General features: G+C 70.5%; 17 protein-coding genes. 7 read left to right on the forward strand and 10 right to left on the reverse strand.

What is annotated here, in order from left to right; translation table 11 throughout:
• Positions 1 to 230: 230 nt before the first annotated feature.
• The 4 genes from AC0682_RS12810 to AC0682_RS12825 all read right to left on the reverse strand — a co-directional run bounded on the left by AC0682_RS12810 (position 231) and on the right by AC0682_RS12825 (position 5,156).
• Positions 231 to 1,706 (reverse strand): non-reducing end alpha-L-arabinofuranosidase family hydrolase, encoded by a 1,476-nt coding sequence (locus AC0682_RS12810; RefSeq protein ID WP_478532718.1) that lies wholly within the window; start codon positions 1,704 to 1,706, stop codon positions 231 to 233.
• 354 nt (positions 1,707 to 2,060) lie between these two features.
• Positions 2,061 to 2,891 carry a carbohydrate ABC transporter permease gene (locus AC0682_RS12815; protein ID WP_478532720.1) on the reverse strand — a complete coding sequence of 277 codons (831 nt, stop codon included), beginning with the start codon at positions 2,889 to 2,891 and terminating at the stop codon, positions 2,061 to 2,063.
• Complete coding sequence (locus tag AC0682_RS12820; RefSeq protein WP_478532722.1) at positions 2,888 to 3,871, reverse strand: carbohydrate ABC transporter permease; 984 nt, start codon at positions 3,869 to 3,871, stop codon at positions 2,888 to 2,890. The genes AC0682_RS12815 and AC0682_RS12820 overlap by 4 nt, the downstream gene beginning before the upstream one ends.
• A complete protein-coding gene (locus AC0682_RS12825) occupies positions 3,864 to 5,156 on the reverse strand; it encodes an extracellular solute-binding protein (protein ID WP_478532724.1) in 1,293 nt (430 codons plus the stop codon). Before AC0682_RS12825 ends, AC0682_RS12820 begins: the two co-directional genes overlap by 8 nt.
• Positions 5,157 to 5,417: 261 nt before the next feature.
• Between AC0682_RS12825 and AC0682_RS12830 the strand changes: the two genes are divergently transcribed.
• The 4 genes from AC0682_RS12830 to AC0682_RS12845 all read left to right on the forward strand — a co-directional run bounded on the left by AC0682_RS12830 (position 5,418) and on the right by AC0682_RS12845 (position 11,922).
• On the forward strand, positions 5,418 to 6,431 hold the full coding sequence (locus AC0682_RS12830; RefSeq protein WP_478532725.1) for a LacI family DNA-binding transcriptional regulator: 1,014 nt from the start codon (positions 5,418 to 5,420) through the stop codon (positions 6,429 to 6,431).
• Positions 6,432 to 6,440: 9 nt separating this feature from the next.
• Positions 6,441 to 8,660, forward strand: coding sequence for a beta-glucosidase (locus tag AC0682_RS12835; protein WP_478532727.1), 2,220 nt, complete (start codon positions 6,441 to 6,443; stop codon positions 8,658 to 8,660).
• Positions 8,657 to 10,135 (forward strand): glycoside hydrolase family 43 protein, encoded by a 1,479-nt coding sequence (locus tag AC0682_RS12840; RefSeq protein ID WP_478532729.1) that lies wholly within the window; start codon positions 8,657 to 8,659, stop codon positions 10,133 to 10,135. Before AC0682_RS12835 ends, AC0682_RS12840 begins: the two co-directional genes overlap by 4 nt.
• A gap of 353 nt (positions 10,136 to 10,488) precedes the next feature.
• A complete protein-coding gene (locus tag AC0682_RS12845) occupies positions 10,489 to 11,922 on the forward strand; it encodes an endo-1,4-beta-xylanase (RefSeq protein WP_478532730.1) in 1,434 nt (477 codons plus the stop codon).
• A 57-nt stretch (positions 11,923 to 11,979) separates the two neighbouring features.
• Here AC0682_RS12845 and araD read toward each other — a convergent pair whose 3' ends face one another.
• From araD to AC0682_RS12865, 4 genes are all read right to left on the reverse strand, one after another.
• Positions 11,980 to 12,693, reverse strand: coding sequence for an L-ribulose-5-phosphate 4-epimerase AraD (araD, locus tag AC0682_RS12850; protein ID WP_478532731.1), 714 nt, complete (start codon positions 12,691 to 12,693; stop codon positions 11,980 to 11,982).
• A 38-nt stretch (positions 12,694 to 12,731) separates the two neighbouring features.
• Positions 12,732 to 14,240 carry an L-arabinose isomerase gene (gene araA, locus AC0682_RS12855; RefSeq protein ID WP_478532733.1) on the reverse strand — a complete coding sequence of 503 codons (1,509 nt, stop codon included), beginning with the start codon at positions 14,238 to 14,240 and terminating at the stop codon, positions 12,732 to 12,734.
• Between the two features lie 65 nt (positions 14,241 to 14,305).
• Positions 14,306 to 16,012 carry a ribulokinase gene (araB, locus tag AC0682_RS12860; protein WP_478532734.1) on the reverse strand — a complete coding sequence of 569 codons (1,707 nt, stop codon included), beginning with the start codon at positions 16,010 to 16,012 and terminating at the stop codon, positions 14,306 to 14,308.
• Positions 16,013 to 16,343: 331 nt separating this feature from the next.
• Positions 16,344 to 17,390, reverse strand: a complete 1,047-nt coding sequence (locus AC0682_RS12865) for a LacI family DNA-binding transcriptional regulator (RefSeq protein WP_478532735.1) — start codon at positions 17,388 to 17,390, stop codon at positions 16,344 to 16,346.
• A gap of 229 nt (positions 17,391 to 17,619) precedes the next feature.
• Here AC0682_RS12865 and chvE point away from each other — a divergent pair, with 229 nt between their 5' ends.
• From chvE to mmsB, 3 genes are read left to right on the forward strand one after another with little or no spacing between them, the layout of a single operon-like run.
• The gene (chvE, locus tag AC0682_RS12870) at positions 17,620 to 18,729 is read left to right on the forward strand and encodes a multiple monosaccharide ABC transporter substrate-binding protein (RefSeq protein WP_478532737.1); all 1,110 of its coding nucleotides are present in this window, start codon (positions 17,620 to 17,622) and stop codon (positions 18,727 to 18,729) included.
• Positions 18,726 to 20,342: a multiple monosaccharide ABC transporter ATP-binding protein gene (gene mmsA / locus AC0682_RS12875; RefSeq protein WP_478532739.1), complete on the forward strand. Its 1,617-nt coding sequence runs from the start codon at positions 18,726 to 18,728 to the stop codon at positions 20,340 to 20,342. Before chvE ends, mmsA begins: the two co-directional genes overlap by 4 nt.
• On the forward strand, positions 20,339 to 21,583 hold the full coding sequence (gene mmsB, locus AC0682_RS12880) for a multiple monosaccharide ABC transporter permease (protein ID WP_478532741.1): 1,245 nt from the start codon (positions 20,339 to 20,341) through the stop codon (positions 21,581 to 21,583). Before mmsA ends, mmsB begins: the two co-directional genes overlap by 4 nt.
• Positions 21,584 to 21,646: 63 nt before the next feature.
• Here mmsB and AC0682_RS12885 read toward each other — a convergent pair whose 3' ends face one another.
• Both AC0682_RS12885 and yjfF read right to left on the reverse strand, forming a co-directional pair.
• On the reverse strand, positions 21,647 to 22,714 hold the full coding sequence (locus AC0682_RS12885; RefSeq protein WP_478532742.1) for an aldose epimerase family protein: 1,068 nt from the start codon (positions 22,712 to 22,714) through the stop codon (positions 21,647 to 21,649).
• A 99-nt stretch (positions 22,715 to 22,813) separates the two neighbouring features.
• Entirely contained in the window at positions 22,814 to 23,779 is a 966-nt protein-coding gene (yjfF, locus tag AC0682_RS12890; RefSeq protein WP_478532841.1) for a galactofuranose ABC transporter, permease protein YjfF, read from the reverse strand.

Genomic DNA, 23,779 nt, shown 5'->3' on the forward strand with positions numbered 1-23,779 from the left:
TGGGGGGGAAAAGGAGGGGGTCTTTCCCCTCCCTGCCCCCCCCCCTCCCCCCCCCCCCCCCCCCCCCCCCCCCCCCCCCGCCCCGCCGCCGTACGGGCAGAGGGCCACCTGCCCAAGGGAGAGCGGACGGCCACACGCTCAAGGAAGGACGGCGAAGGCCGCTCCGGCCCCGAACGCGGCCCCGGCCGTGACCACGGCGGGCTCGGACGACCGCCGAGCCCGCCGCTTCGTCAGCGCCGCAGCGTCAGCAGACCCGGGCGGTAGGCCCACTGGCCGTAGTCACCGCCGGAGTTGGGATCACGCCCCTGGTAGAGGAACTGCAGGTTGCAGGGGTCGATCGTGAAGGTCTGGTCGGCGCTGTCGCGGATCAGCTCGCCGTGGCTGATGTCGTCGGTCCAGGTGGCTGTGCTGTTGGCCTTGCCCGCGAAGGGGTTGCTCTCGGTCGCCGCCTGCGGGGTCCACGCACCGCTCAGGCTGGAGGCGGTGAACGAGCGGAAGTAGCGCTGCTCGCTCGCGCCCCGGGCCTCGACGATCATGAGGTACTGGTTCTGGCCCTTGACCTTGTAGACCTGCGGCGCCTCGAACAGGTTCTTCGTCGTATCGCTCATGACCGTCGTGTACGACGAGCCGAAGCTCGCGGGGAAGTTCCCGATCGGCATGCTCGCACGGTAGATCCTGCCGTTGTCACCGGCGAAGAACAGGTACATGTTGCGGTCGTCGGCGATCAGCGTCTGGTCGATCGGCCCCGTACTCGAGTCGGCGATACTCCCGGAGAACAGCTCCCGCTCCGCCGACCAGCCGTTCGGATCGGTGGGATCACTCGACGTCCGGTAGGAGAAGGCGGTCCTGCCCCACTGGTACGCGAGCACCCAGACGTTCTTCGGCGCGAAGTAGAAGAGCGTGGGCGCGACCGCGGAATGCGGCATCCTGTTCTGGCCCGTCGTGGCCATCTGGGACCAGTCGGTGAACGGGGTGAAGTTCATCGTGCCCCAGCCCACTCCCGTCCCCGGGGTGCCGTGCGTCGTCGCGTAGACGACGTGCCTGCCGTTGTGCGGGGCGACGGTGAAGTCCTTGAGCGAGGCCCACCCGGCCCTGGGCTGCGCCAGCGGGCCCGTGGAGGACCAGCGGTACGTCGAGGGGAGGGCACAGGTGCCGGGGGTGCCGTCGGCGACCTTGACGAGCCGCCACTGCTGGTTGGTGCCGCCCCAGTCGTCGTACTGGACGATGTTGGCGTTGTCGGCGGTGGAGCCGCCCTGGACTTCGAGGGCCTTGCCGCTGTGGCGGGCGACGAGCCTGATGTGACCGTCAGAGCTGTCGGCCGGCCGCCACTGCTGGTTGCCGCCGTTCACGTCCGTCCACTGGACGATCGCGCCGCCGTTGGCGGTGGAACGGTTCTGGACGTCCAGGACCTTGCCCGAGTGGCGGGACTTGACGCGGTAGTAGCCGTCTCCGGAGGCGACGAACTGCCACTGCTGCTGGTTCTGGTCGTTCCTGGTCCACTGGGTGATGCGGGCGCCGTCGCCGGTCGCGAGGTTGTGGACGTCCAGGGCCTTTCCGCTGTTGCGGTTGACCAGCACGTACCAGGCGTTGGTGTCGATGGTGGCCGCGGCGGCGGGCGGGGCGTTGAGGAGAGCGGCCCCGAGCAGCAAGGACGACAGGACCGCGAGGACGAGACTCAGGACCAGGGGTGGATGGCGAAACCTCATCAGAAGGGCTCCTTCGAGGGTGGGTGGAGAAGCGGACGAACCGCGCGGCGGCCGCCCCCGTCAGCAGGACGGGGACGGAACAGGCGTGGAGAGGGGCGTACACGCCGAAGAGCGGTTGCCCCGGGCCCTGTGGCCCCGACACGTCGCCGCGTACGGGACGGCCGCCGTGGCGGGGGTGGCGCCGCGCCGCCCTTCGGCGGCTGCCCAGCCGTACGGGGTCGGCCCCGAGATTTCGGCCAGGGGTCGGGGCGAGGGAGCCCCGACCTGTAATGTTAGCGCTAACATTACGACGCCTTTCGGAGTGGTCGGACGTTTCACAGGGTCTCCTCGGGGGTGCGGGTCGCGTGGCGCGGGTCAGCCCTTGGTGGCTCCCGCGGTGAGGCCGCCGATCAACTGCCGTTCGGCCACGGCGTAGAAGGCGAGCGCGGGGACCATGGCGAGCACGATGTAGGCGAGGACCAGGGCGTAGTCGGTCGAGTACTGGCCCTGGAACTGCTGGACGCCGACCGGGATCGTCTGCCATCGGGGATCGTTGAACACCAGCAGCGGAAGGAAGAAGTTGTTCCAGCTCGCGACGACCGCCAGCACCGAGACGGTACCGAGCGCCGGACGTGCCATCGGCAGCAGGATCTGCCAGAAGAAGCGGAGCTTGCCGCAGCCGTCCATGGTGGCGGCCTCCTCGATCTCCGCCGGGATGGTGCGGAAGAAACCACGCAGAATCACGATCGTCAGGGGAAGCCCGAAAGCCGCCTGCGGGAGGATCACTCCGAGCGGATTGTCGAGCAGGCCGAAGGTGCGCAGCATGAGGAAGAGCGGCAGAACGGCCACCGCGAACGGGAACATCAGCCCGATCGTGAACAGCGTATAGAACAACTCCCGTCCCCGGAAGGCATAGCGCGCCAGCACGAAAGCCGCCATCGCGGAGGCCGCGACCGTGCAGACCGTCGTGCCGATCGCGATTCCCGCACTGTTGGCGATCTGCCGCCAGAACATTCCGTCGCCGAGAATTCCGGTGTAGTTGCCGGTCTTCCACTGCTCCGGCAGCCCGAACGGATTCGTCGTGAGTTCGCCGCTGCTCTTGAATCCGGAGATCACCGCGTAGAGCAGCGGTACGGCGACGAACGCGGCGATCAGCCAGACCACGGCGTGCAGGGACAGACCGCGTGCGGTCCGGCGGGCGTTCATCGGCCTCCTCCCGAGGTGACGGCTCCGCTCAGGTCACGGCGGAGCACGTAGCGCTGGTAGAAGAGGGAGAAGACCAGGCTGATCATGAACAGCACCACACTGATCGCACTGGCGTAGCCGACCTGGTACCGCTGGAACCCGGACTGGAACATCGCGATCGCCATCGTCTCGGAGGAGTGGTTGGGTCCGCCCGCGGTCATGACCCAGACCAGGTCGAAGAGCTGGATGGACCCGATGATCGACAGGAAGACGCTGATCCGGACGGTCGGGCCGAGCAGCGGCAGCGTCACATGCCGAAAGCGGCGCCAGGCCCCGGCGCCGTCGATGGCGGCGGCCTCGAGGACCTCGGACGGGATGCTCTGCAGTCCGGCGAGGAAGAGCATCATGTGGAAGCCGAAGTACTTCCAGACCATCACCACGAAGAGGGTGGGCATGACCGTCGAGGGATCGGCGAGCCACCTGCCCTGCAGCCCGTCCAGGCCCAGGAGGCCGGCGAGGTGGTCGGCCATGCCGGCGCCGGGCAGGAAGACCATCGTGAAGAGGACCGCCGTGACCACTTCGGACAGGATGTACGGCGCGAAGAACAGCATCCGGTAGACGGCCCGGCCGCGGAGCCTCTGGTTGAGCAGGACCGCGGTGAAGAGGGCGAACGGCAGCTGGATCGTGATCGACAGGACGATCAGGTACAGTCCGCGCCCCAGGTCGCCGAGGAAGACCTCGTCGTCGAGGAGCCTGGTGTAGTTCGCGAAGCCGACGAAGTCGTCCATGGGGCCGATCCCGCCCCACTTGAAGAAGCCGGTCCACACGGCGACGACGATCGGGGCGAGGACGAAGACGAGGAAGAGGACGAGAGCCGGGACGAGGAACCAGGCGACCGACACCCAGTCGCCCCACCCGCGCGAGCGGGCCGGGGCGGGCGGCCGCGTCGGCGGGGCTTCCTCCTTCCGCTCCTCGGCCGGGGCGGACAGGGAGCTAGGCACTCTTCGCAGCCTCGGTGATCGACGTGGTGACCCGCTCCGGCGTCTTCTTGCCGGCTATGAGGTCGGCGACGCTGTCGTTGACCTCCTGACCGACCGCCGGCGGGTACGCCTGGTCGAGGAAGAGCTGGAAACCCGTCGCCTCGACCAGGCTCGCGGCCACCACCTTCCTGTTGGCGTCGGTGAGTTGGCTCTCCGCGCCCTTCACCACCGGCAGGTAGCCGTTGGAGGCCAGCAGCTTGGACTGGTTCTCCAGGACGAAGAACTTCAGGAAGTCCAGCGCCTCCTTCAAAGCGCCCTTGCGCAACGCGAAGCCGCCGCCGCCCCCGAGCACCTCGGTTGCCGCCCCCACGCCTCCGTCGACGGCGGGGAAGGGGAAGAAGCCCAGGTCCGCCCCGAGGTCGGCGCCCGCGTCCTTCTGCACCGACGGCCCCCACTGCCCCATCAGCTCCATGGCGGCCTTGCCGTTGCCCATGGTCGCGGCCTGTCCGCCGGGGGTGGCGTAGCCCGCGCCGAGAAAGGCCGTCTGGAACGGCTGGAGGTCGACGAGTTCCTTGAGGTGCTCGCCCGCCCGGACGAAGCCGGCACCGGTGAAGTCCTTGGTGGTCGCGGCCTCCCGCAGCGCGGGGAGGCCGGCGACGCGCATCGCGAGGTAGGCCCAGTAGTAGTGGCCCGGCCACTTCTCCTTGCCCGCGAGGGCGATGGGGGTGGTGCCCGCCGCCTTGAGCTTCCCGACGCCGTCGAGGAACTCGGCCCAGGTGGCGGGCGGGGCGGTGATCCCGGCCTCGGCGAACAGCTTCTTGTTGTACCAGAAGCCGACCATGCCGATGTCGTACGGCACCGCATAGGTGCGGCCGTCGAACTGGTAGGGCTCCAGCGAGACCGGGGTGAGTTCGCTCGACCAGTCCAGGGCCTCGGTGAGGTCCTCGACCAGCCCCGCTTCGACCTGCTGCCGCAGCACCCCGCCGCCCCAGGTCTGGAAGACGTCGGGGAGTCTGCCCGACGAGGTGGTGGCGGTCAGCTTGGACTTGAAGGCCTCGTTCTCCAGCGAGGTCGTGTTGATCGCGACGTTCGGGTGAGCGGTCGTGTACGCCGAGGAGATCTGCGGGAAGAGGGATCTGCCCGGCTCCGTCGTCGCGATGTTCCACCACTCGAACGCCACCTTGCCGTCGGCCGCCGGCCCGCCGCCCGATGCGTCGGCACCGCAGGCCGCGCTCAGGGGGACGGACAGTGCGGTCAAGCCCGCGAGCGACAGGAAGTTTCGTCGGCTCGGGTGGGTGCTGGCCATGGGACCTCCGTGAGGGGATGCCGGGTTCGATGGCGCCGCTGCCGGGTTCATCTCCGGTTCCGCGCTCGAAAACTTTTCGAAATACTCTCGAATTCCGTGGTGCCATAAACTAGGAACGCCGGGCTGCACGGTCAAGACTTCTCACCGATCTATCTTGGAAGACCGCTTGATCCCGGGCTTGACAAGCAGTCGCGCCGACCAGAAACTCTTCGAAAGTTTGCGATACCCGTCGTCGACCGACGGCGTCGAGGAGGAGAGAAGTTGAGCGAGCAGCGTGCGACCCTGGCGGTCATCGCCGCGGAGGCGGGGGTCTCCCAGGCCACCGTCTCCAAGGTGATCAACGGCCGGTCCGACGTCGCGCCCTCGACACGCGAGCGGATCGAGGCTCTGCTGCGATCCCACAACTACCTCCAGCCCGGCCGGCAGAACAGGGCTCGCAGATCCGGCCTCGTCGACCTGATCATCGGCGGCCTGGACAGCGCGTGGGCGGTGGAGATACTGCGCGGGGTCGAGGCCGAGTGCGCCCAGCGGGGCGTCGGCACCGTCGTGTCGCTCGTACCGCCGGGCGAGGCCACGCCGTCGAGCTGGGCCGCCCTGCCGGTACGGCACCACAGCGACGGCGTCATCCTCGTCACCGCCTCGGTCACCCAGGCCCAGCGCGCGCAGGTCGAGCGGGGCGGGGTGGCGCTGGTCGTCATCGACCCGATCGACCTGCCGGACAACGGCGTGCCGAGCATCGGCGCGACCAACTGGGCGGGCGGCCTCGCCGCCACCGAGCACCTGCTGGACATGGGGCACCGCCGGATCGCCGCGATCGGCGGGCGCAGGGAGATGCTCTGCAGCCAGGCCCGCATCGACGGCTACCGGGCCGCTCTGGAGCGGGCCGGGATCGAGGTCGACCGCGACCTGATCCGGTTCGGCGACTTCCAGCACGAGGGCGGGTTCCGGTGTGCCCGGGATCTGCTCGCCCTGCCCGAGCCGCCGACGGCCGTCTTCGCCGGGAGCGACCAGCAGGCGATGGGCGTCTACGAGGCCGCCCGGCAGGGCGGACTGAGCATCCCGAGGGACCTCAGTGTGGTCGGTTTCGACGACCTGCCGACGTGTGAATGGCTGTCACCTCCGCTGACGACGGTGCGTCAGCCGCTGGAGGAGATGGGCCGGCTCGCCGCCCGCACGCTGTTCCAGCTTCTGGAGAACCAACCCTTGGTCAGCCCCCGGATGGAGCTCTCGACCGAGCTCAAGGTCCGGCTCTCCACCGCCTCGCCCCGTCCCTAGGAGAACCCCTTGACCGAGCTCTGGCGTGATCCTCTCCTGCCCGCTTCCGTACGCGTCGCCGATCTGCTGAGCCGGATGACGTTGGAGGAGAAGGTGGGGCAGCTCACCGGCTTCTGGGCCCTGCCCTCGAATCCCGGAGCCCCCGTAGCGCCGATGGAGGACGATTCCGGCGAGCCCGCGCCCGGCCTCGACGACATCGTCGGGTACGGGCTCGGCCAGCTCACCCGGGTGTACGGGACCGCGCCGGTCACCGCGGAGGCCGGGATGGAGCGCCTCGCATCGCTCCAGCGCCAGGTGGCCGGGGCCGGCCGGTTCGGTATCCCCGCCATCGCTCACGAGGAATGCCTGACCGGGTTCATGACGCTCGGAGCCACGGTCTTCCCCGGGCCGCTCGCCTGGGGTGCGTCCTTCGACCCCTCTCTCGTGCGGCGGATGGCCGGGGCCATCGGCGAGGGGATGCGCCGGGTCGGCGTCCATCAGGGGCTGGCCCCGGTGCTCGACGTGGTCCGCGACTACCGGTGGGGCAGGACCGAGGAGTGCATCGGCGAGGACCCCTATCTCGTCGCGGCGATCGGCACCGCCTACGTGCAGGGTCTGGAAGGCGCCGGCGTCGTGGCGACGCTCAAGCACTTCGCCGGATACTCGGCCTCCCGCGGCGGCCGGAACATGGCCCCCGTCGCCTCCGGGCCGCGCGAGTTCGCCGACGTCCTGGTCGAGCCCTTCGTACGGGCGCTGCGCGAGGGAGGCGCCCGGTCGGTGATGAACAGCTACACCGACGTGGACGGCGTCCCGGTCGCCGCCGACGAACACCTGCTGACCGGACTGCTCAGGGACGAACTCGGTTTCGGCGGTGTCGTCGTCGCCGACTACTACTCCGTCTCCTTCCTGGAGACCCGGCACGGCGTCACCGGATCCCGTGGCGCGGCGGGCGCGCTGGCGTTGACCGCCGGAATCGACGTCGAGCTGCCCACCGCCCGCTGCTACGGCCCGCCGCTGACCGCACGCGTACGGTCGGGAGACGTCTCCGGGCAGCTCGTCGACCGGGCCGCGGAGCGGGTCCTGCTGCAGAAGGCCGAACTCGGCCTGCTCGATCCCGACTGGGAGCCCGTCAGACCCGAGCCGGTCGACCTCGACCCGCCGGAGAACCGGGCACTGGCCAAACTCCTGGCCGAACGGTCCACCGTGCTGCTCGCCAACGACGGCGTCCTTCCGCTACGCCCGTGCCGGGTCGCGGTCAGCGGACCGTACGCCGACGACCCCCACGCTTTCCTCGGCTGCTACTCCTTCCCCAACCACGTGGCGCTGCCCGGCGATCCCGGGCTGGAGATACCGACGCTCGGCGAGGCGCTGACCTCCGCCGGGTTCACGGTCACCGCGGTGGATCCGGAGGTGAACGTGCTCGTACTCGGTGACCGGGCCGGCATGTTCGGCCGGGGCACCTCGGGAGAGGGCTGTGACGCCGAGACCCTCGACCTGCCCGGCGACCAGGCCGCACTCGCCTCCGCCGTGCTGGACTCCGACGTGCCCACCGTCCTGGTCCTCGTCTCCGGACGCCCCTACGCGCTCGGTTCGCTCGCCGACCGCGCGGCGGCCGTCGTCCAGGCCTTCTTCCCCGGTGAAGAGGGCGCGACGGCGCTGGCCCGGATCATCAGCGGGGCCGCGGAGCCGTCCGGGCGGCTCCCCGTCTCCATCCCCCGCCGGCCCGGCGGGCAGCCCGGCACCTACCTGCACTCCGCGTTGGGCGGGCGCACCGACTGGAGCTCGGTGGACCCGACCCCGCTGTTCCCGTTCGGGCACGGGCTGAGCTGGACGAGCTTCACCTGCTCGGATCTCTCGGTGGATCCCACCGCCCCGACGGACGGGGCCGTCTCGGTCGCGGTCACCGTACGCAACGTCGGCGAGGTGGCCGGGACCGAGGTGGTCCAGCTGTACCTGTCGGACCCCGAGGCGTCCGTCGTCCGGCCCCGGCGGTGGCTGGCCGGGTTCGCCAGGGTCGGGCTGCGGCCGGGCGAGGCCGCCCGGGTCACCTTCTCCGTCCACGCCGACCGGACCTCCTTCACCGGGGTCGACCTGCGCAGGAGGGTGGAGCCCGGAGAGATCGGCGTGGCCGTCGGGCGGTCCAGCGGGGACCTTCCGCTCCGGGGCTCCTTCACCCTGCTCGGCCCCGTACGTCACCCGGCGGCCGACCGTGTGCTGTCCGTGCCGGTAGAGATCGTCCCGGTCCGATGAGCGGGGCCTTCGGTGATCCCGTGCTGCCCGGCTTCCGGCCCGACCCGTCCGTCTGCCGGGCGGGGGCGGACTACTACGCGGTGACGTCGAGCTTCGAGTGGTTCCCGGGGCTTCCCGTGTTCCACAGCCGCGATCTCGCGAACTGGCGGCGTCTGGGCTCCGCGCTGGACCGGCCCTCCCAGCTCGACCTCGACGGGTGCGAGCCGTCACGCGGCCTGTTCGCGCCGACGATCCGGCACCACGACGGGCTCTTCCACCTCGTCTGCACGCTGATGGACGGCCCCGGACACTTCGTCGTCACGGCGGCCGACCCCGCCGGTCCGTGGTCGGAGCCGTACTGGCTGGAGGGAGAGGGCTTCGACCCGTCGCTGTTCTTCGACGACGGGCCGGACGGAGACGGCCGGGCCTGGTTCACCGCCGCCCGTGTCACGGACGAGGTCGCGGGCCGTACCGAGATCTGGATGCGGGAGTACCTTCCCGGTGAGCGGCGGCTCACCGGACCCGAGTACGTCCTGTGGTCGGGCAGCCGGGCGGGCGCCCGCTGGTCGGAGGCCCCCCACCTCTACCGTGTCGACGGTGCCTTTCTCCTGCTCACCGCGGAGGGCGGTACCGACGTGGACCACAGCGTGGTGGCCGCCCGTGCCGCCCGGGTGACCGGCCCGTACGAGGGCGTCCCCGGCAACCCGGTCCTCCCTCCCGCTCGGCAGGGCCCCGTCACCTGCACCGGTCACGCCGACCTCGTGCAGACCCCGGACGGCGACTGGCGGGCCGTCCTGCTGGGTGTCCGCCCGGGCTCCGCCATCGGCCGCGAGACCTTCCTCAGCGAGGTCACGTGGGATGACGGGCGGCCGGTCTTCTCCCCTGTCGGCCACCGGGGCCCCCGCCGCCCCCTCCACGACGACTTCGCCGCCCTTGCCGCCGACTGGAGCACGCTGCGCACCCCGCGCACGCGGTTCTGGACGGTCGGCGACGGGCTCCGCCTCCGGCTCCGCCCCGACCACCTCGGCGAGCGGACCGCCCCGTCCCTCCTGGCGCGCCCCCAGGAGCACCCCGACTGCGACGTGGCCACCGAACTCCGGTTCACTCCCGCGGCACCGGGCGAACAGGCCGGCCTCGCCGTCGTCCTCGACGACGACGCCCACCTCCTCTTCCTCCGCACGCAGGAGGGGCTCGTCCTGCGCCGCGGACCCGAGGTCCTGGCCGGTGTTCCCGTCCCCCCGGGGCCCGTACGCCTGGGGGTCCGCGTCCGGGGCTTCAGCCACACCTTCGCCCACGCGGTACCGGACGGTGCCTGGCAGGACCTGACCACCGTCGAAGCCACCTTCCTCAGACCGCTGTTCACCAGCGTCCAGTTCGGCCTCTACGCCACCTCCCACGGCCGCCCGTCCACGAACCAGGCCCACTTCACCCGGTTCGACCTCACGTATCCCGGCCGGCCCTCCGGGGCGAGGGGCATCGACGACCACGACCGCTGAACCGGGGCAGGACCTCGCCGGCGGAAGAAGCGGTCCCTGTCGAAACTCTTTCGACGAGGACCGCTTCGTCATGGCACTTCCGAATTTCCTGACGGGCCTCCGGAGGGACCGCTCCGGCCCGCTTATCCGGTCGCATTACCGAAAACTCTTCGAAATACTTGACATGCCCCTGCCGTGTTTCCAGACTGATTCCCGAGGCGCCGCCTCCCCCTATTCCTCCGTGCCGCGGCGCCGGCCCCGAAACATTACGCCTGATGGTCCGCGCTCTTTTCCCCAGACGCGGACATCACCGTCGCGGAATCCTTTTTGCCGCGCTCGCATCCATCCGTGATTTCCGTACTGGAGGTCCAGTCATGCGTTTACACGCCACCCCGTCCACCGTCCGCAGGAAAATAGGCAGTCTCTGCGCGGCGCTGGTCGTCGGCGTCCTCGGTCCCGCCACCGTGCTGGTTGCGCCGCCGACCGCGCAGGCCGCCGAGAGCACGCTCGGCAGCGCGGCGGCGCAGAGCGGCCGGTACTTCGGCACCGCCATCGCGTCGGGCAGGCTCAACGACTCGACGTACACGACCATCGCGAACCGCGAGTTCAACTCGGTGACGGCCGAGAACGAGATGAAGATCGACGCCACCGAACCCCAGCAGGGCCGGTTCGACTTCGCCGCTGCCGACCGCGTGTACAACTGGGCGGCGCAGAACGGCAAGCGGGTGCGGGGCCACACCCTGGCCTGGCACTCCCAGCAGCCCGCCTGGATGCAGAGCCTCAGTGGCGGCGCGCTGCGTCAGGCCATGATCAACCACATCAACGGCGTGATGGCCCACTACAAAGGCAAGATCGCCGAGTGGGACGTCGTGAACGAAGCCTTCGTCGACGGTAGTTCGGGGGCCCGGCGCGACTCCAACCTGCAGCGCACCGGCAACGACTGGATCGAGGTCGCCTTCCGCACCGCGCGCGCCGCCGACCCGGCGGCCAAGCTCTGCTACAACGACTACAACGTCGAGAACTGGACCTGGGCCAAGACACAGGCCATGTACGCCATGGTCCGGGACTTCAAGCAACGCGGCGTGCCCATCGACTGCGTCGGCTTCCAGGCGCACTTCAACAACGACAGCCCCTACAACAGCAACTTCCGCACCACTCTGCAGAACTTCGCGGCGCTCGGCGTCGACGTCGCCGTCACCGAACTCGACATCCAGGGCGCCTCGAGCACGACCTACGCCAACGTGACCAACGACTGCCTGGCCGTCCCCCGCTGCCTCGGCATCACCGTCTGGGGCGTGCGCGACAGCGACTCCTGGCGTCCCGAGCACGCTCCCCTGCTGTTCAACGGCAACGGCAGCAAGAAGCCCGCCTACACCTCCGTCCTCAACGCGCTCAACGCCGCCTCCCCCGGCCCCACCCCGCCCCCCGGCTCCGGACCGATCAAGGGCGTCGCCTCGGGCCGCTGCCTGGACGTGCCCGGTGCCGCGACCACCGACGGCACCCAGCTCCAGCTGTGGGACTGCAACAACCGCACCAACCAGCAGTGGACCCACACCACCACGGGTGAGCTCAGGGTCTACGGCGACAAGTGCCTGGATGCCGCCGGCACCGGCAACGGCGCCAAGGTGCAGATCTACGCCTGCTGGGGCGGCGACAACCAGAAGTGGCGCCTCAACTCCGACGGAACCATCGTCGGCGTCCAGTCCGGCCTCTGTCTCGACGCCGCCGCCAACGGCACTGCCAACGGCACCCTGATCCAGCTCTACTCCTGCTGGAACGGCGCCAACCAGCGCTGGAGCCGCACCTGATCCACCGCGGTGCGCCATGGAGGGGAGCCAGGACGACCCTGGCTCCCCTCGGCGCCGTCAGGCGGAGGGAGGATTGCCGTAGTAGGCGTCGGGGCCGTGCTTGCGGGTGAAGTGACGGTCCAGCAGGTGTTGCGGGGGCTCGACCGTGCCCAGGGCGATGGTGTGGAGGGCCATCTCGGCCACCGCCTCGCAGATGACGGCGTGCTCCAGCGACGTGGTGGCGTCGGCACCCCAGGTGAACGGGCCGTGGTGGGCGACCAGGGCGCCCGGGACCTCCCGGGCCCGGGTGTCGTCGCCGCCCAGCAGGTCGACGATGACCTGGCCGGTGTTGTACTCGTAGTCCGTGGCGCACTGCTGGGGGGTGAGGGCCCCGGTGACGGGAACGGGCCCGTTGAAGGTGTCCGCGTGGGTCGTGCCGAGCACCGGTATCGGACGCCGGGCCTGGGCGAAGGCGACGGCGTGGGTGGAGTGCGTGTGGGTCACGCCGCCGATGGAGGGGAAGGCCAGGTAGAGACTGCGGTGCGTCTCCGTGTCGGTGGACGGGCGCAGACGGCCCTCCACGACGCTCCCGTCGGACAGGGAGACGACGACCAGGTCGTCCTCGCCCAGCGCGTCGTAGGCCACGCCCGAGGGCTTGATCACGAAGACACCGGCCTGGCGGTCCACCCCGCTCACATTGCCCCAGGTGAGCGTGGCGAGCCCGGCTCGGGGGATGCGGAGGTTGGCCTCCAGTACCTCTCGGCGCAGTTCCTTCGAAACGGCGGTGCTCACGGGAGGCTCCGTCCTGGTGGGAGTGGGGGCGGGGGTTCTCACAGGCTCTGCGCCAGACGGTGGTAGGCCTGGTTCCAGCGCAGCTCGCGCGTGAAGCGCCGGATGGTGGTGTCCTCGTCGATGACGGCGAGTTCGGTGCGCAGCATCTCGGCGAGGTCGTCCAGCTCCTCCCCGCCGAGGGCGGTGGTCAGGACGGTGTGGTGCGGCGCTCCGGCCGTCAGCCAGGCCTCGGTGGAGGTGCGCAGATCGGGGCGGGGGCGCCAGACGGCCCGGGCGACGGGGAGCTTCGGCAGCGGCTCGGGCGGGGCGACGACGTCGATGTGGTTGGCGACGAGGCGGAACCGGTCGCCCATGTCGGCGAGACCGACGACGAGGGCCGGGCCCGGGTCCGCGTCGAAGACGAGGCGGACGGGGTCCTCGCGGCCGCCGATGCCGAGCGGGTGGATCTCGCAGGCGGGCGCGGCCGTGGTGAGGGAGGGGCAGACCTCCAGCATGTGGGCGCCGAGGATGAGCTCCCTGCCGGGCGTGAGGTCGTAGGTGTAGTCCTCCATGAAGGAGGTACCGCCGGGCAGGCCGTGGGCCATCGACTTCAGAGTGCGCAGCAGGGTGGAGGTCTTCCAGTCTCCTTCGCCGCCGAAGCCGTAGCCGTCCGCCATCAGCCGCTGCACGGCGAGACCGGGCAGCTGGCGCAGGCCTCCGAGGTCCTCGAAGTTGGTGGTGAACGCGCGGAAACCGCCTTCGGTGAGGAAAGCACGCAGACCGGCTTCGATGCGGGCGGCATAGCGCAGGGAGTCGTGGCGCCCGCCGCCGGGCCGCAGCTCGGGCGCGAGGGCGTAGAGGTCCTGGTACTCCTCGACGAGGGCCGTGACGGTGTCGTCGGGGGCGGCGTCGACCGCGGCGACGAGGTCGTTGACGCCGTACGTGTTGACCGAGACCCCGAACCGCAGCTGTGCCTCGACCTTGTCGCCCTCGGTGACGGCGACGTCGCGCATGTTGTCGCCGAACCGGGCGAGTCTGAGGGTGGTGAGTTCGGCCCGGCCGACGGCGGCGCGTGCCCATCCGGCGATACGGTCGACGACGTCGGGGGCGGAGACGTGGCCCGCCACGGTCTTGCGCGGGACACCGAGGCGGGTCTGGACGAAGCCGAACTCGCGGTCGCCGTGGGCGGCCTGGTTCAGGTTCATGAAGTCCATGTCGATGGTGGACCAGGGCAGTCGGCGGTTGGCCTGGGTGTGCAGGTGCAGCAGCGGCTTGCTGAGGGCGTCGAGGCCGGCGATCCACATCTTGGCCGGGGAGAAGGTGTGCATCCAGGCGATCAGGCCGATGCAGCGGTCGTCCGCGTTGGCCTCCAGGCAGACCGCGCGGATGGCGGCCGCGTCGGTGAGGACCGGCTTCCACACCAGGCGGACGGTCATCCGGGGCTGCCCGGCGAGGGTGTCGCAGATGGCGCGGGACTGGTCGGCGACCTGGGCCAGGGTGTCGTCGCCGTAGAGGGCCTGGCTGCCGGTGAGAAACCAGATCTCGCGGTCGGGCTGGGCGAGCGTCATGTCGGGTGTGCTCCTCGGAGGTGCTGGGGCGAAGAGGTCGGGGCGGGGGCGCGGCGGCGTCCCGGTCAGCCGGTGGTGACGCGGCGGGCGGTGTTGCGGATCCGCCGCAGGCGGTGCAGGAGGAGGTCTGCCCCGGTACCGAAGTGGTCGTGCAGGGCGCGGTACTCCTGGAACAGCGCGTCGTAGACGTCCGCCCGAGCGGGGTCAGGCACGTACGCCCGGCGCTGGACGCTCCCCATCACGGCTGCGGCGGAGCGGACGTCGGGGTAGGCGCCCGCGGCGACGGCGGCGTGGATGGCGGAGCCGAGCGCCGGCCCCTGTTCGGAGGTGCCGAGGGAGACGGGTCGGCGGAGGACGTCGGCGTAGATCTGCATGAGCAGCGCGTTCTTCCTCAGCCCACCGGTGACGATGAACTCCTCGACGGGGATTCCACCGCCCTCGAAGCTCTCGACGATCATCCGGGTGCCGTAGGCGGTGGATTCGAGCAGGGCCCGGTAGACGTCCTCGGGCCGGGAGTCGAGGGTGAGGCCGACGACGACTCCGGAGAGGTGGTGGTCGACCAGGGTGGAGCGATTGCCGTTCATCCAGTCCAGGGCGACCAGGCCGTGCGCGCCGACCGGCTGGTCCGCGGCCTTGCGGGTCAGGAGTTGGTGGAGGTCCTCGCCCGAGGCCTCGGCCTCTGCGCGGTAGTGGTCCGGGACGCCCTGGCGGAGCCACCAGGCGAAGATGTCGCCGACCGCGCTCTGACCGGCCTCGTAGCCGTACGCGCCTTCGACGATGCCGCCGTCGACGACCCCGCAGATGCCGGGTATCTCGGCCAGGTCGGCGCCGTTGAGGACGTGGCAGGTGGAGGTTCCCATGATGGCGAGCATCCGGCCGTTCTCCACAGCGCCGGCCGCGGGTGCGGCGACATGGGCGTCGACGTTGCCCGCCGCGACGGCGATGCCCTCGGGGAGGCCGGTCCAGTGTGCGGCCCGGTCGCTCAGGGCGCCGACACGGGAGCCCAGCGGGGAGAGGGGGTGTTCCAGGCGGGTGGCGGGGAAGTCGGCGAAGTCCGGGTGGAGTCCGGCGAGGAAGCCGGGCGAGGGGTAGGCCCCGTCCTGGTGGATGCCCTTGTAGCCGGCGGTGCAGGTGTTGCGCGACTCCGTGCCGGTCAGCTGCCAGACGATCCAGTCGGCCGCCTCGATCCAGCGGGCGCAGGCGGCGTAGACGGCCGGGTCCTCCTCCAGGATCTGCAGGGCCTTGGCGTACTGCCACTCGGAGGAGATCCTGCCGCCGTACCGTGCGATCCACTTCTCGCCGCGTGCGCGGGCGAGGGCGTTGATGCGGTCGGCCTGGGCCTGGGCGGCGTGGTGCTTCCACAGTTTCGGCCAGGCGTGCGGGCGGTCGGCCCATGCGGGTGCCAGGGCGAGCGGGGTGCCGTCCGGGGTGGTCGGCAGGACCGTGCAGGCGGTGAAGTCGGTGGCGATGCCGATGATCCGGGCCGGGTCGACTCCGGCGTCGGCGAGCGCCGCGGGAACGGCGGTGCGCAGGACGTCGCGCCAGTCCTCGGGGTGTTGCAGGGCCCAGTCGGGGGGCAGGGGGGCGCCGGTGGAGGGAAGGTGGTCCTCGATGACCGCGTGGCGGTACTCGTGGACCGCCGAACCGAGTTCGGCGCCGTCCCGGACCCGGACCACGACGGCACGCCCGGAGAGGGTGCCGAAGTCGACTCCGATGGTGCATGCCTCGGGGTGGTGCGGGGCTGCCGGGCCGGAAAGGGCTCGTGGGGTCACGATGCGTTCTCTCTCGTCGGAGCGGGAGGGGTGAGACCCTGATTGTTAACGCTCACATTTCAGTTGAACAAGAGCTGCGAGCGATTCTGTCGAATAACGAGCGACGGCAAGGGCTCCAGAAGTGAGCGCTAACGCACGCGAAGGGCAGTCCGGAGAACCTCGGCCGGTTCGGCGCGGCATGGCGCGGCAGGCCGGTACGAGGGGTACGAGGCCCTGCCGATGCGGCCCGGCGGCCGACGGGGACGCGGACGCGGACGCGGGCGATCCGTGCGCGTCCGCGCGAACGCAGGGCCCGTCGGCGACCGGAGCGCGGCGGCGACCGCCCGAGCCGTCAGGCCTGGCCTGGAGGGCGGGTGCTCGCGCGCATGATGAGCTGAGGCTCCACCAGGAGGTGCTCGGCCTTTCGGGCGCGCCCTTCGATGTGGTCCACCAGGAGGCCGATGCTCCGGCGCCCGATGGCGGCGAAGTCCTGGCGGACCGTCGTCAGCGGCGGAGGGAAGTACTCGGCCTCGGGAATGTCGTCGAAGCCGGCGACGGCCACCTGCGCGGGGGTGCGGATCCCGCCCTCGCGCAGTGCCCGCAGGACGCCGAGCGCCATCTGGTCGTTGGCGACGAAGACGGCCGTGACCGGCGTCTCCCCGCGGCGCGCCATGGCGAGGCCCGCGAGTTCCTGCCCCGCCCGGTACCCGGACAGCGGGCTCCAGTCACCCGACAGGACGCGCGGAGGCCGGATGCCGTGGTCCTCCAGGACGGCACGCCACCCCGCGGTGCGGGCCTCGCTCTCCAGCCAGTCGCCGGGACCGGCCACGTGCCAGACGTTCCGGTGCCCGGCGGCGAGCAGGTGCTCGGTGACCATCCGGGCGCCGAGTTCCTGGTCGAGGGAGACCCCGGGAAGGTCGAGCTGATGACCGCCCTCCACGGTGACCACGGGGAAGGGCGCGTCCAGTTCGGCGAGCGCCTGCACGTGCGAGCGCTGCGGGGTGATGGCGACGACACCCTCCACGCCCCAGGCCGCGAGGTGGTCGATGGCGTCCTTGAGCCCCTGGCCCGCTCCGGTGCGCAGACTGACGGTCGAGACGAGGTAGCCCTCTTCCCGGGCCGCTTCCTCCAGGCCGGTCAGGGTGCTGGCAGGGCCGTACAGGGCGGTGTTGACGGCGATGACGCCCAGCGTCCTCGTACGGCGCGTCACCAGGGCACGCGCCGCGGAGTTGCGGCGGTAGCCCAGCCGCTCGATGGCCAGGGTGACCTGTTCCCGCGTGGCCGCGCGCACGTTGGGATGACCGCTGAGCACGCGGGAGACGGTCTGGTGGGAGACTCCCGCCTCACGAGCGACGTCGGCCATCGTCGGCGGGCGGACGTCTTCCGCGGGATGCGCCACGTTCGCCTCCCTTCTCCTGCGCTTACGGCCGGGTGCCGATACGAGAAAAACCTTAGCGCCTCTTGTATCACGCTGTTGTGAGCGCTAACAATCTAGCTCGACCGGGGTGCGGACGCCCCGGCCACCCAGCCGGAACGGTGCCGTCCCGGTGGTGCGAGGACACGCGCTGCCGCCGAGCACGTCCCCCGGCCGAAGCCGCCCTCGACGACGGGATTGCCAGGTAACGCCCATGAAGAAGTTTCGATCCGCATCCGCCCTCCTGGCCGTGACCACCAGCTGTGCCCTGCTCCTGACCGCCTGCGGGCAGAGCGGCGAGGGCGGCAGCCGGGGGGCGAAGGGCACGAAGGACCTCACCATCGGCATCGCCATGCCCACGAAGTCCTCGGAGCGGTGGATCGCCGACGGCCGCAACATGACCGACAGTCTGAAGAAGGCCGGCTTCGCCACGACCCTGCAGTACGGCGAGGACGACCCCGACCAGCAGGTCGCCCAGATCGAGAACATGATCACCCAGGGCGTCGACGCCCTGGTCGTGGCAGCGATCAACGGCGAGGCCCTGTCCAACGTCCTGCGGCAGGCGGCGGACGCCGACATCCCGGTGATCTCCTACGACCGGCTCATCCTGGGCTCCCCGCACGTCGACTACTACGCCTCCTTCGACAACGAGAAGGTCGGCGAGCTCCAGGCCACGTACATCGTCGACAAGCTGGGGCTGAAGGCCGGATCGGAGAAGGGCCCCTTCAACATCGAACTGTTCGCCGGCTCCAACGACGACAACAACACCAAGTACTTCTTCGACGGCGCCATGAAGGTGCTGAAGCCCTACCTCGACAAGAAGCAGTTGGTCGTACGCTCCGGCCAGACCCGGCTCAACCAGGTCACCACCCTGCGGTGGGACGGAGGGACGGCCCAGAAGCGGATGGACGACCTGCTGACCTCGGCGTACTCCACGGCCCGGGTGGACGCCGTGCTCTCCCCGTACGACGGCATCTCCATCGGCATCCTGTCCGCCCTGAAGTCCGACGACTACGGCGGCGCCGCGAAGCCGCTGCCGGTCGTCACCGGTCAGGACGCGGAGGTCGCCTCCGTGAAGTCGATCATCGCGGGACAGCAGACCCAGACCGTCTACAAGGACACACGTGCGCTGGCGCAGGTCGCCGCGGACATGGTGGTGGCCGTCCTGGCCGGCAAGAAGCCCGAGATCAACGACGAGACCACCTACGACAACGGCAAGAAGGTGGTCCCGGCCTTCCTGCTCGACCCGGTGAGCGTCGACAAGTCGAACTACCGGAAGGTTCTCGTCGACTCGGGCTACATCGACGCCGGGGAACTGCGATGACACCCGCCCCGGCCCCGGCCCCGTCCGCGACCGCCGGCCCCGTCCTGGAGATGCGGTCCATCGTGAAGACCTTCCCCGGCGTCCGAGCGCTGTCCGAGGTGACCCTGTCCGTGGAGCGCGGCGAGGTGCACGCGCTGTGCGGCGAGAACGGTGCCGGCAAGTCGACGCTCATGAAGGTCCTCTCCGGTGTCCACCCGCACGGCACCTACGGGGGCGAGATCCTCTTCGACGGCGAGCCGTGCCGGTTCAAGGACATCAGGGCCAGCGAGCGGCAGGGCATCGTCATCATCCACCAGGAACTCGCCCTCGTCCCCCACCTGTCGATCGCCGAGAACATCTTCCTCGGCAACGAGCCGTCCCGGCGCGGGATCATCGACTGGCACGAGGCGCTGCGCCGTGCCGGCGAACTGCTCCGACGGGTCGGGCTCGACGAACACCCCAGGACACGGGTCGCCGACATCGGCGTCGGCAAGCAGCAGCTCGTGGAGATCGCGAAGGCGCTGGCGAAGAACGTCCGCCTGCTGATCCTCGACGAGCCCACCGCGGCGCTCAACGACGAGGACAGCGCGAAGCTGCTGCGGCTGATGCGGGAGCTGAAGCGTCAGGGCATCACGTCGATCATCATCTCGCACAAGCTGAACGAGATCGCCCGGATCGCCGACTCCGTCACCATCCTGCGTGACGGGCGCTCCATCGAGACCCTCGACGTCCGGGACCCCGCCACCACCGAGGAACGCATCATCCGCGGCATGGTGGGGCGGGACCTCGACAGCCGCTTCCCCGACCGCACGCCGTACGAGGGCCCGGCCGACGCCGGCCCGGTCCTGGAGATCCGGGACTGGACGGTGCGTCACCCCCTCGACCGCGGCCGCAAGGTCGTCGACGGGGTCTCGCTCCAGGTGCGCCGCGGGGAGATCGTCGGCGTGGCGGGACTCATGGGTGCCGGCCGGACCGAACTCGCGATGAGCGTCTTCGGCCGCTCCTACGGCCACTACGAGCGGGGCACCGTACTCAAGGACGGCCGCGAGGTGCGCACCCGTACCGTCCCCGAGGCGGTCGCCCACGGCATCGCGTACGTCACCGAGGACCGCAAGCACTACGGGCTCGACCTCGGGGACTCGGTGAGCCGGAACATCTCCCTCGCGTCGCTGGGCACCCTCGCCCGCCGCGGCATCGTGGACGGTCACGAGGAGCGCAGGGTCGCCGAGCGGTACCGCGCCACCATGGGCATCAAGGCTCCGAGCGTCCTCGAACCGGTCGGGCGCCTCTCCGGCGGAAACCAGCAGAAGGTCGTCCTCAGCAAGTGGATCCTCGCCGGGCCGGACGTCCTCATCCTCGACGAGCCCACTCGCGGAGTCGACGTCGGAGCGAAGTACGAGATCTACACCGTGATCGACCGGCTCGCCGCCGAGGGCAAGGCGATCCTCCTCATCTCCTCCGAACTGCCCGAACTGCTCGGCCTGTGCGACCGGGTCTACACCATGGCGGCGGGGCGGCTGACCGGCGAGGTCTCCCGCGAGGACGCCACCCAGGAAGCGCTGATGCGACACATGACGCGGGACATCCCCGCACCCCCGGCGGGCGCCGCCTCCAGCGAAGGACACCAGGAATGAGCAGCACCGGCATCGGCATGGACAAGAGCGACCCGGCGCCCCCGGGTGCCGCCCCCGCGCAGGCGACGCAGCTGACCCGGACACTCCTGGACGGTGTCCGGCGGAACACGCGCCAGTACGGGATGCTCTTCGCGCTCGGCCTGATCGTGCTGCTGTTCCAGATCTGGACGGGCGGCGATCTCCTGCTGCCGCGGAACGTCTCCAACCTGGTGCTCCAGAACAGCTACATCCTCATCCTGGCCATCGGCATGATGATCGTCATCATCTCCGGGCACATCGACCTGTCCGTGGGCTCCCTGATGGCCCTGGTCGGTGGCGTCGGGGCGGTGCTCATGGTCCAGCACCAGCTGCCCTGGCCCGTCGCGGTGCTGCTCGCCCTGCTCCTGGGAGCCGTCGCCGGGGCCCTGCAGGGCTTCTTCATCGCGTACGTCGGCATACCGTCGTTCATCGTGACCCTCGCGGGCATGCTGCTGTTCCGCGGGCTCACCGAGATCTTCCTCAAGGGGCAGACGCTCGGCCCGTTCCCGGAGGGCCTGCAGAAGATCTCCAACGGCTTCCTCCCGGAGGTGGGGCCCCGGACCGACTACCACAACCTGACCCTGCTCCTGGGCCTGGGGGTGGCCGGCTACCTGGTCTTCCAGGAGGTACGGGACCGCCGCCGCCGGCGCGAGTTCTCCCCGGAGGCCGTCCCCCCGGGCCTGTTCGCGCTCAAGGTGACGGGACTGGTCGCCGCGGTCCTGGTCACGACCCTGCTCCTGGCCAGCTACAAGGGCGCGCCCGTGGTGCTGCTGATCCTGGCCGCGCTGCTCGTCGGCTTCGGGTACGTCATGCGCAACGCCGTCATCGGGCGGCATGTTTACGCGATCGGGGGGAACCTGCCCGCCGCGAAGCTCTCCGGGGTGAAGGACAGGAAGGTCACCTTCGCGGTCTTCCTCAACATGGGGATGCTCGCCGCGCTCGCCGGACTCGTCTTCGCGGCCCGCTTCAACGCCGCCTCGCCGAAGGCCGGTGTGACCTTCGAACTGGAGGCCATCGCCGCCGCGTTCATCGGCGGGGCGTCGATGAGCGGGGGTGTCGGGACCGTCCTGGGAGCCATCATCGGCGGCCTGGTCCTCGGCGTGCTCAACAACGGTATGAACCTCGTCGGGGTGGGCACCGACTGGCAGCAGGTGATCAAGGGGCTCGTGCTCCTCGCGGCGGTCGGCTTCGACGTGTGGAACAAGCGCAGGGCGGGTGCCTGACTCCGCTTCGGGCATGACGGTGCCCGTCGGCCAAGGAGCCGACGGGCACCGTCATGTCCCCCGTCAGGGGCGGGTGGTGAACCGCAGGACCGTCCTCGACCTGTACTCCTCGCCCGGCCGCAGCACCGTCGACGGGTCACCGGGACGGTTCGGGGAGTCGGGGAAGTGCTGGGTCTCCAGCGCGATGCCGGCGCCCGCCCCGTAGGGCGTACCCCTCTTGCCGAGGACCGTCCCGTCGAACTGGCCCGCGGTGTAGACCTGCAGTCCGGGCTCCGTGGTCAGCACCTCCATACGGCGGCCGGTGGCCGGCGCGTACAGGACGGCGGCGCGGCGCGGTGTCCGGTCGCGGTGCGGGGTCAGGACGAAGTTGTGGTCGTACCCGCCGGGGGCGCCGGGGCGGGCCAGGGCGTCGGCGATCCTGAGCGGCCGCCGCAGGTCGAACGCGGTGCCGGAGACGGGGCGGTGGTCCCCGGAGGGGATGAGATCCGCGTCGACCGGTGTGTAGTGGGAGGCGTCGACGGTCAGCTCGTGGTCGAGGATGTCGCCCGCGCTCTCGCCTTCGAGATTGAAGTAGGCGTGGTTGGTCAGGTTGACCAGGGTCGCCGTGTCGGTGACCGCCGCGTAGGAGAAGGTGAGTTCGTCGTCGCGGCCGACGAGGCAGCCGACGGTGACGTCCAGGTTTCCCGGGAAGCCCTGGTCGCCGTCGGGGCTGCGGAGGCGCAGGAGCACGCCGGTCCGTTCGGCGGTGTGCACGCTCTCGGCTTCCCAGATCCGGGTGTCGAAGCCCTCGGTCCCGCCGTGCAGGCAGTGGCCGTCCTCCTGTGTGGTCAGCCCGTACGGCTCTCCGTCCAGAGAGAACCGGCCGCGTGCGATGCGGTTGGCGTAGCGGCCGACGGTGGCGCCGAAGTACCGGGCGGCGGTGGCCGTCAGGGCCGGGTCGCCGGGAGCGAGGACGACGTCCGCCGGTGTGCCGTACCGGTCCGGCGTCCACAGCCCGTGGAGGCGGGCGCCGCGGGTGTGCACCTCCGCCGTGATGCCGCCGGGAAAGCCGAAGGTCCAGCGTTCCCCGGAGTCCGCGCAGGGACGGCGGACCGGCGGTCCTCCGGAGAAGGCGGGAGGGGAGAGGTTCATGGGGGTTCCTTGTCCGCAGTGGGGTGCTGTCCGGAAAGGGGGCAGGTACGCCCTGCCCCCTTTCCGGGCGCGGTCGTCGCGCGGTCGGCCGCCGGGAGGTCAGTGCGCCGGGCGGGATCCGCCGAAGAGCCGTTGGAGGAGGATGAAGACGAACAGCAGGCCGCCGATGACGATGCGCGTCCACCACGAGCTGAGCGTGCCCTGGAAGCTGATGACGGTCTGGATCAGGCCGAGGACCATCACGCCCAGTGCCGTTCCCAGGACGAAGCCCGAGCCTCCGGTGAGCAGCGTCCCCCCGATGACGACCGCCGCGATGGCGTCGAGTTCCATGCCGACGGCGTGCAGGGCGTAGCCGGACAGCATGTAGAAGGTCAGCAGCAGACCGCCGAGGGCGGAGCACAGGCCGCTCACGGCGTACACCGCGACCTTGGTACGTCCCACGGGCAGGCCCATGAGACGGGCCGAGGACTCGTTGCCGCCCAGGGCGTGAACGGTGCGGCCGAAGCGGGTGTGGTGGAGGACGACGAAGGCGAGCACCAGCACCACCAGGGCGATGACCACAGCGGGTGAGACGAACAGTCCCCCGGGCAGGAGCACTCGGGTCTGGGCGATCCGCGTGGTGGCCGGGTCGGTGATGGAGATGGACTCGGTGCTGATCATGTAGCAGAGGCCGCGAGCGAGGAACATCCCCGCGAGGGTGACGATGAAGGGCTGGATCTCGAAGGTGTGGATCACCCAGCCCATGAGGGCGCCGCCGCCTGCCCCCACCAGCAGGACCAGCGGCACCGCCACGGCGAGCGGCAGGCCGTTGCGTTCGACGAGCGAGGCCGTCAGCATGGTCGACAGGGCCACCATGGAGCCGACCGACAGGTCGATTCCGCCGGTGAGGATGACGAACGTCATGCCGATCGCCACGACGAGCAGGAAGCCGTTGTCGATCAGGACGTTGAGCAGGACCTGCGCGGAGAAGAAGCCCTCGTACCGCAGGGAGCCGACCGAGAACATGGCGATCAGCAAGGTGGCCGTCACCAGGAGCGGCAGGTGGGCGGTGTGCCGTACCGACAG

The sequence above is a fragment of the Streptomyces sp. NPDC043746 genome (assembly GCF_056436485.1).

Coding starts and splice junctions, on each gene's coding strand:
- AC0682_RS12810 (WP_478532718.1), bottom strand. CDS start 1,706: ATGAGGTTTCGCCATCCACCCCTGGTCCTGAGTCTCGTCCTCGCGGTC.
- AC0682_RS12815 (WP_478532720.1), bottom strand. CDS start 2,891: ATGAACGCCCGCCGGACCGCACGCGGTCTGTCCCTGCACGCCGTGGTC.
- AC0682_RS12825 (WP_478532724.1), bottom strand. CDS start 5,156: ATGGCCAGCACCCACCCGAGCCGACGAAACTTCCTGTCGCTCGCGGGC.
- AC0682_RS12840 (WP_478532729.1), top strand. CDS start 8,657: ATGAGCGGGGCCTTCGGTGATCCCGTGCTGCCCGGCTTCCGGCCCGAC.
- AC0682_RS12845 (WP_478532730.1), top strand. CDS start 10,489: ATGCGTTTACACGCCACCCCGTCCACCGTCCGCAGGAAAATAGGCAGT.
- araA (WP_478532733.1), bottom strand. CDS start 14,240: ATGACGCTCGCCCAGCCCGACCGCGAGATCTGGTTTCTCACCGGCAGC.
- chvE (WP_478532737.1), top strand. CDS start 17,620: ATGAAGAAGTTTCGATCCGCATCCGCCCTCCTGGCCGTGACCACCAGC.
- mmsA (WP_478532739.1), top strand. CDS start 18,726: ATGACACCCGCCCCGGCCCCGGCCCCGTCCGCGACCGCCGGCCCCGTC.
- mmsB (WP_478532741.1), top strand. CDS start 20,339: ATGAGCAGCACCGGCATCGGCATGGACAAGAGCGACCCGGCGCCCCCG.
- AC0682_RS12885 (WP_478532742.1), bottom strand. CDS start 22,714: ATGAACCTCTCCCCTCCCGCCTTCTCCGGAGGACCGCCGGTCCGCCGT.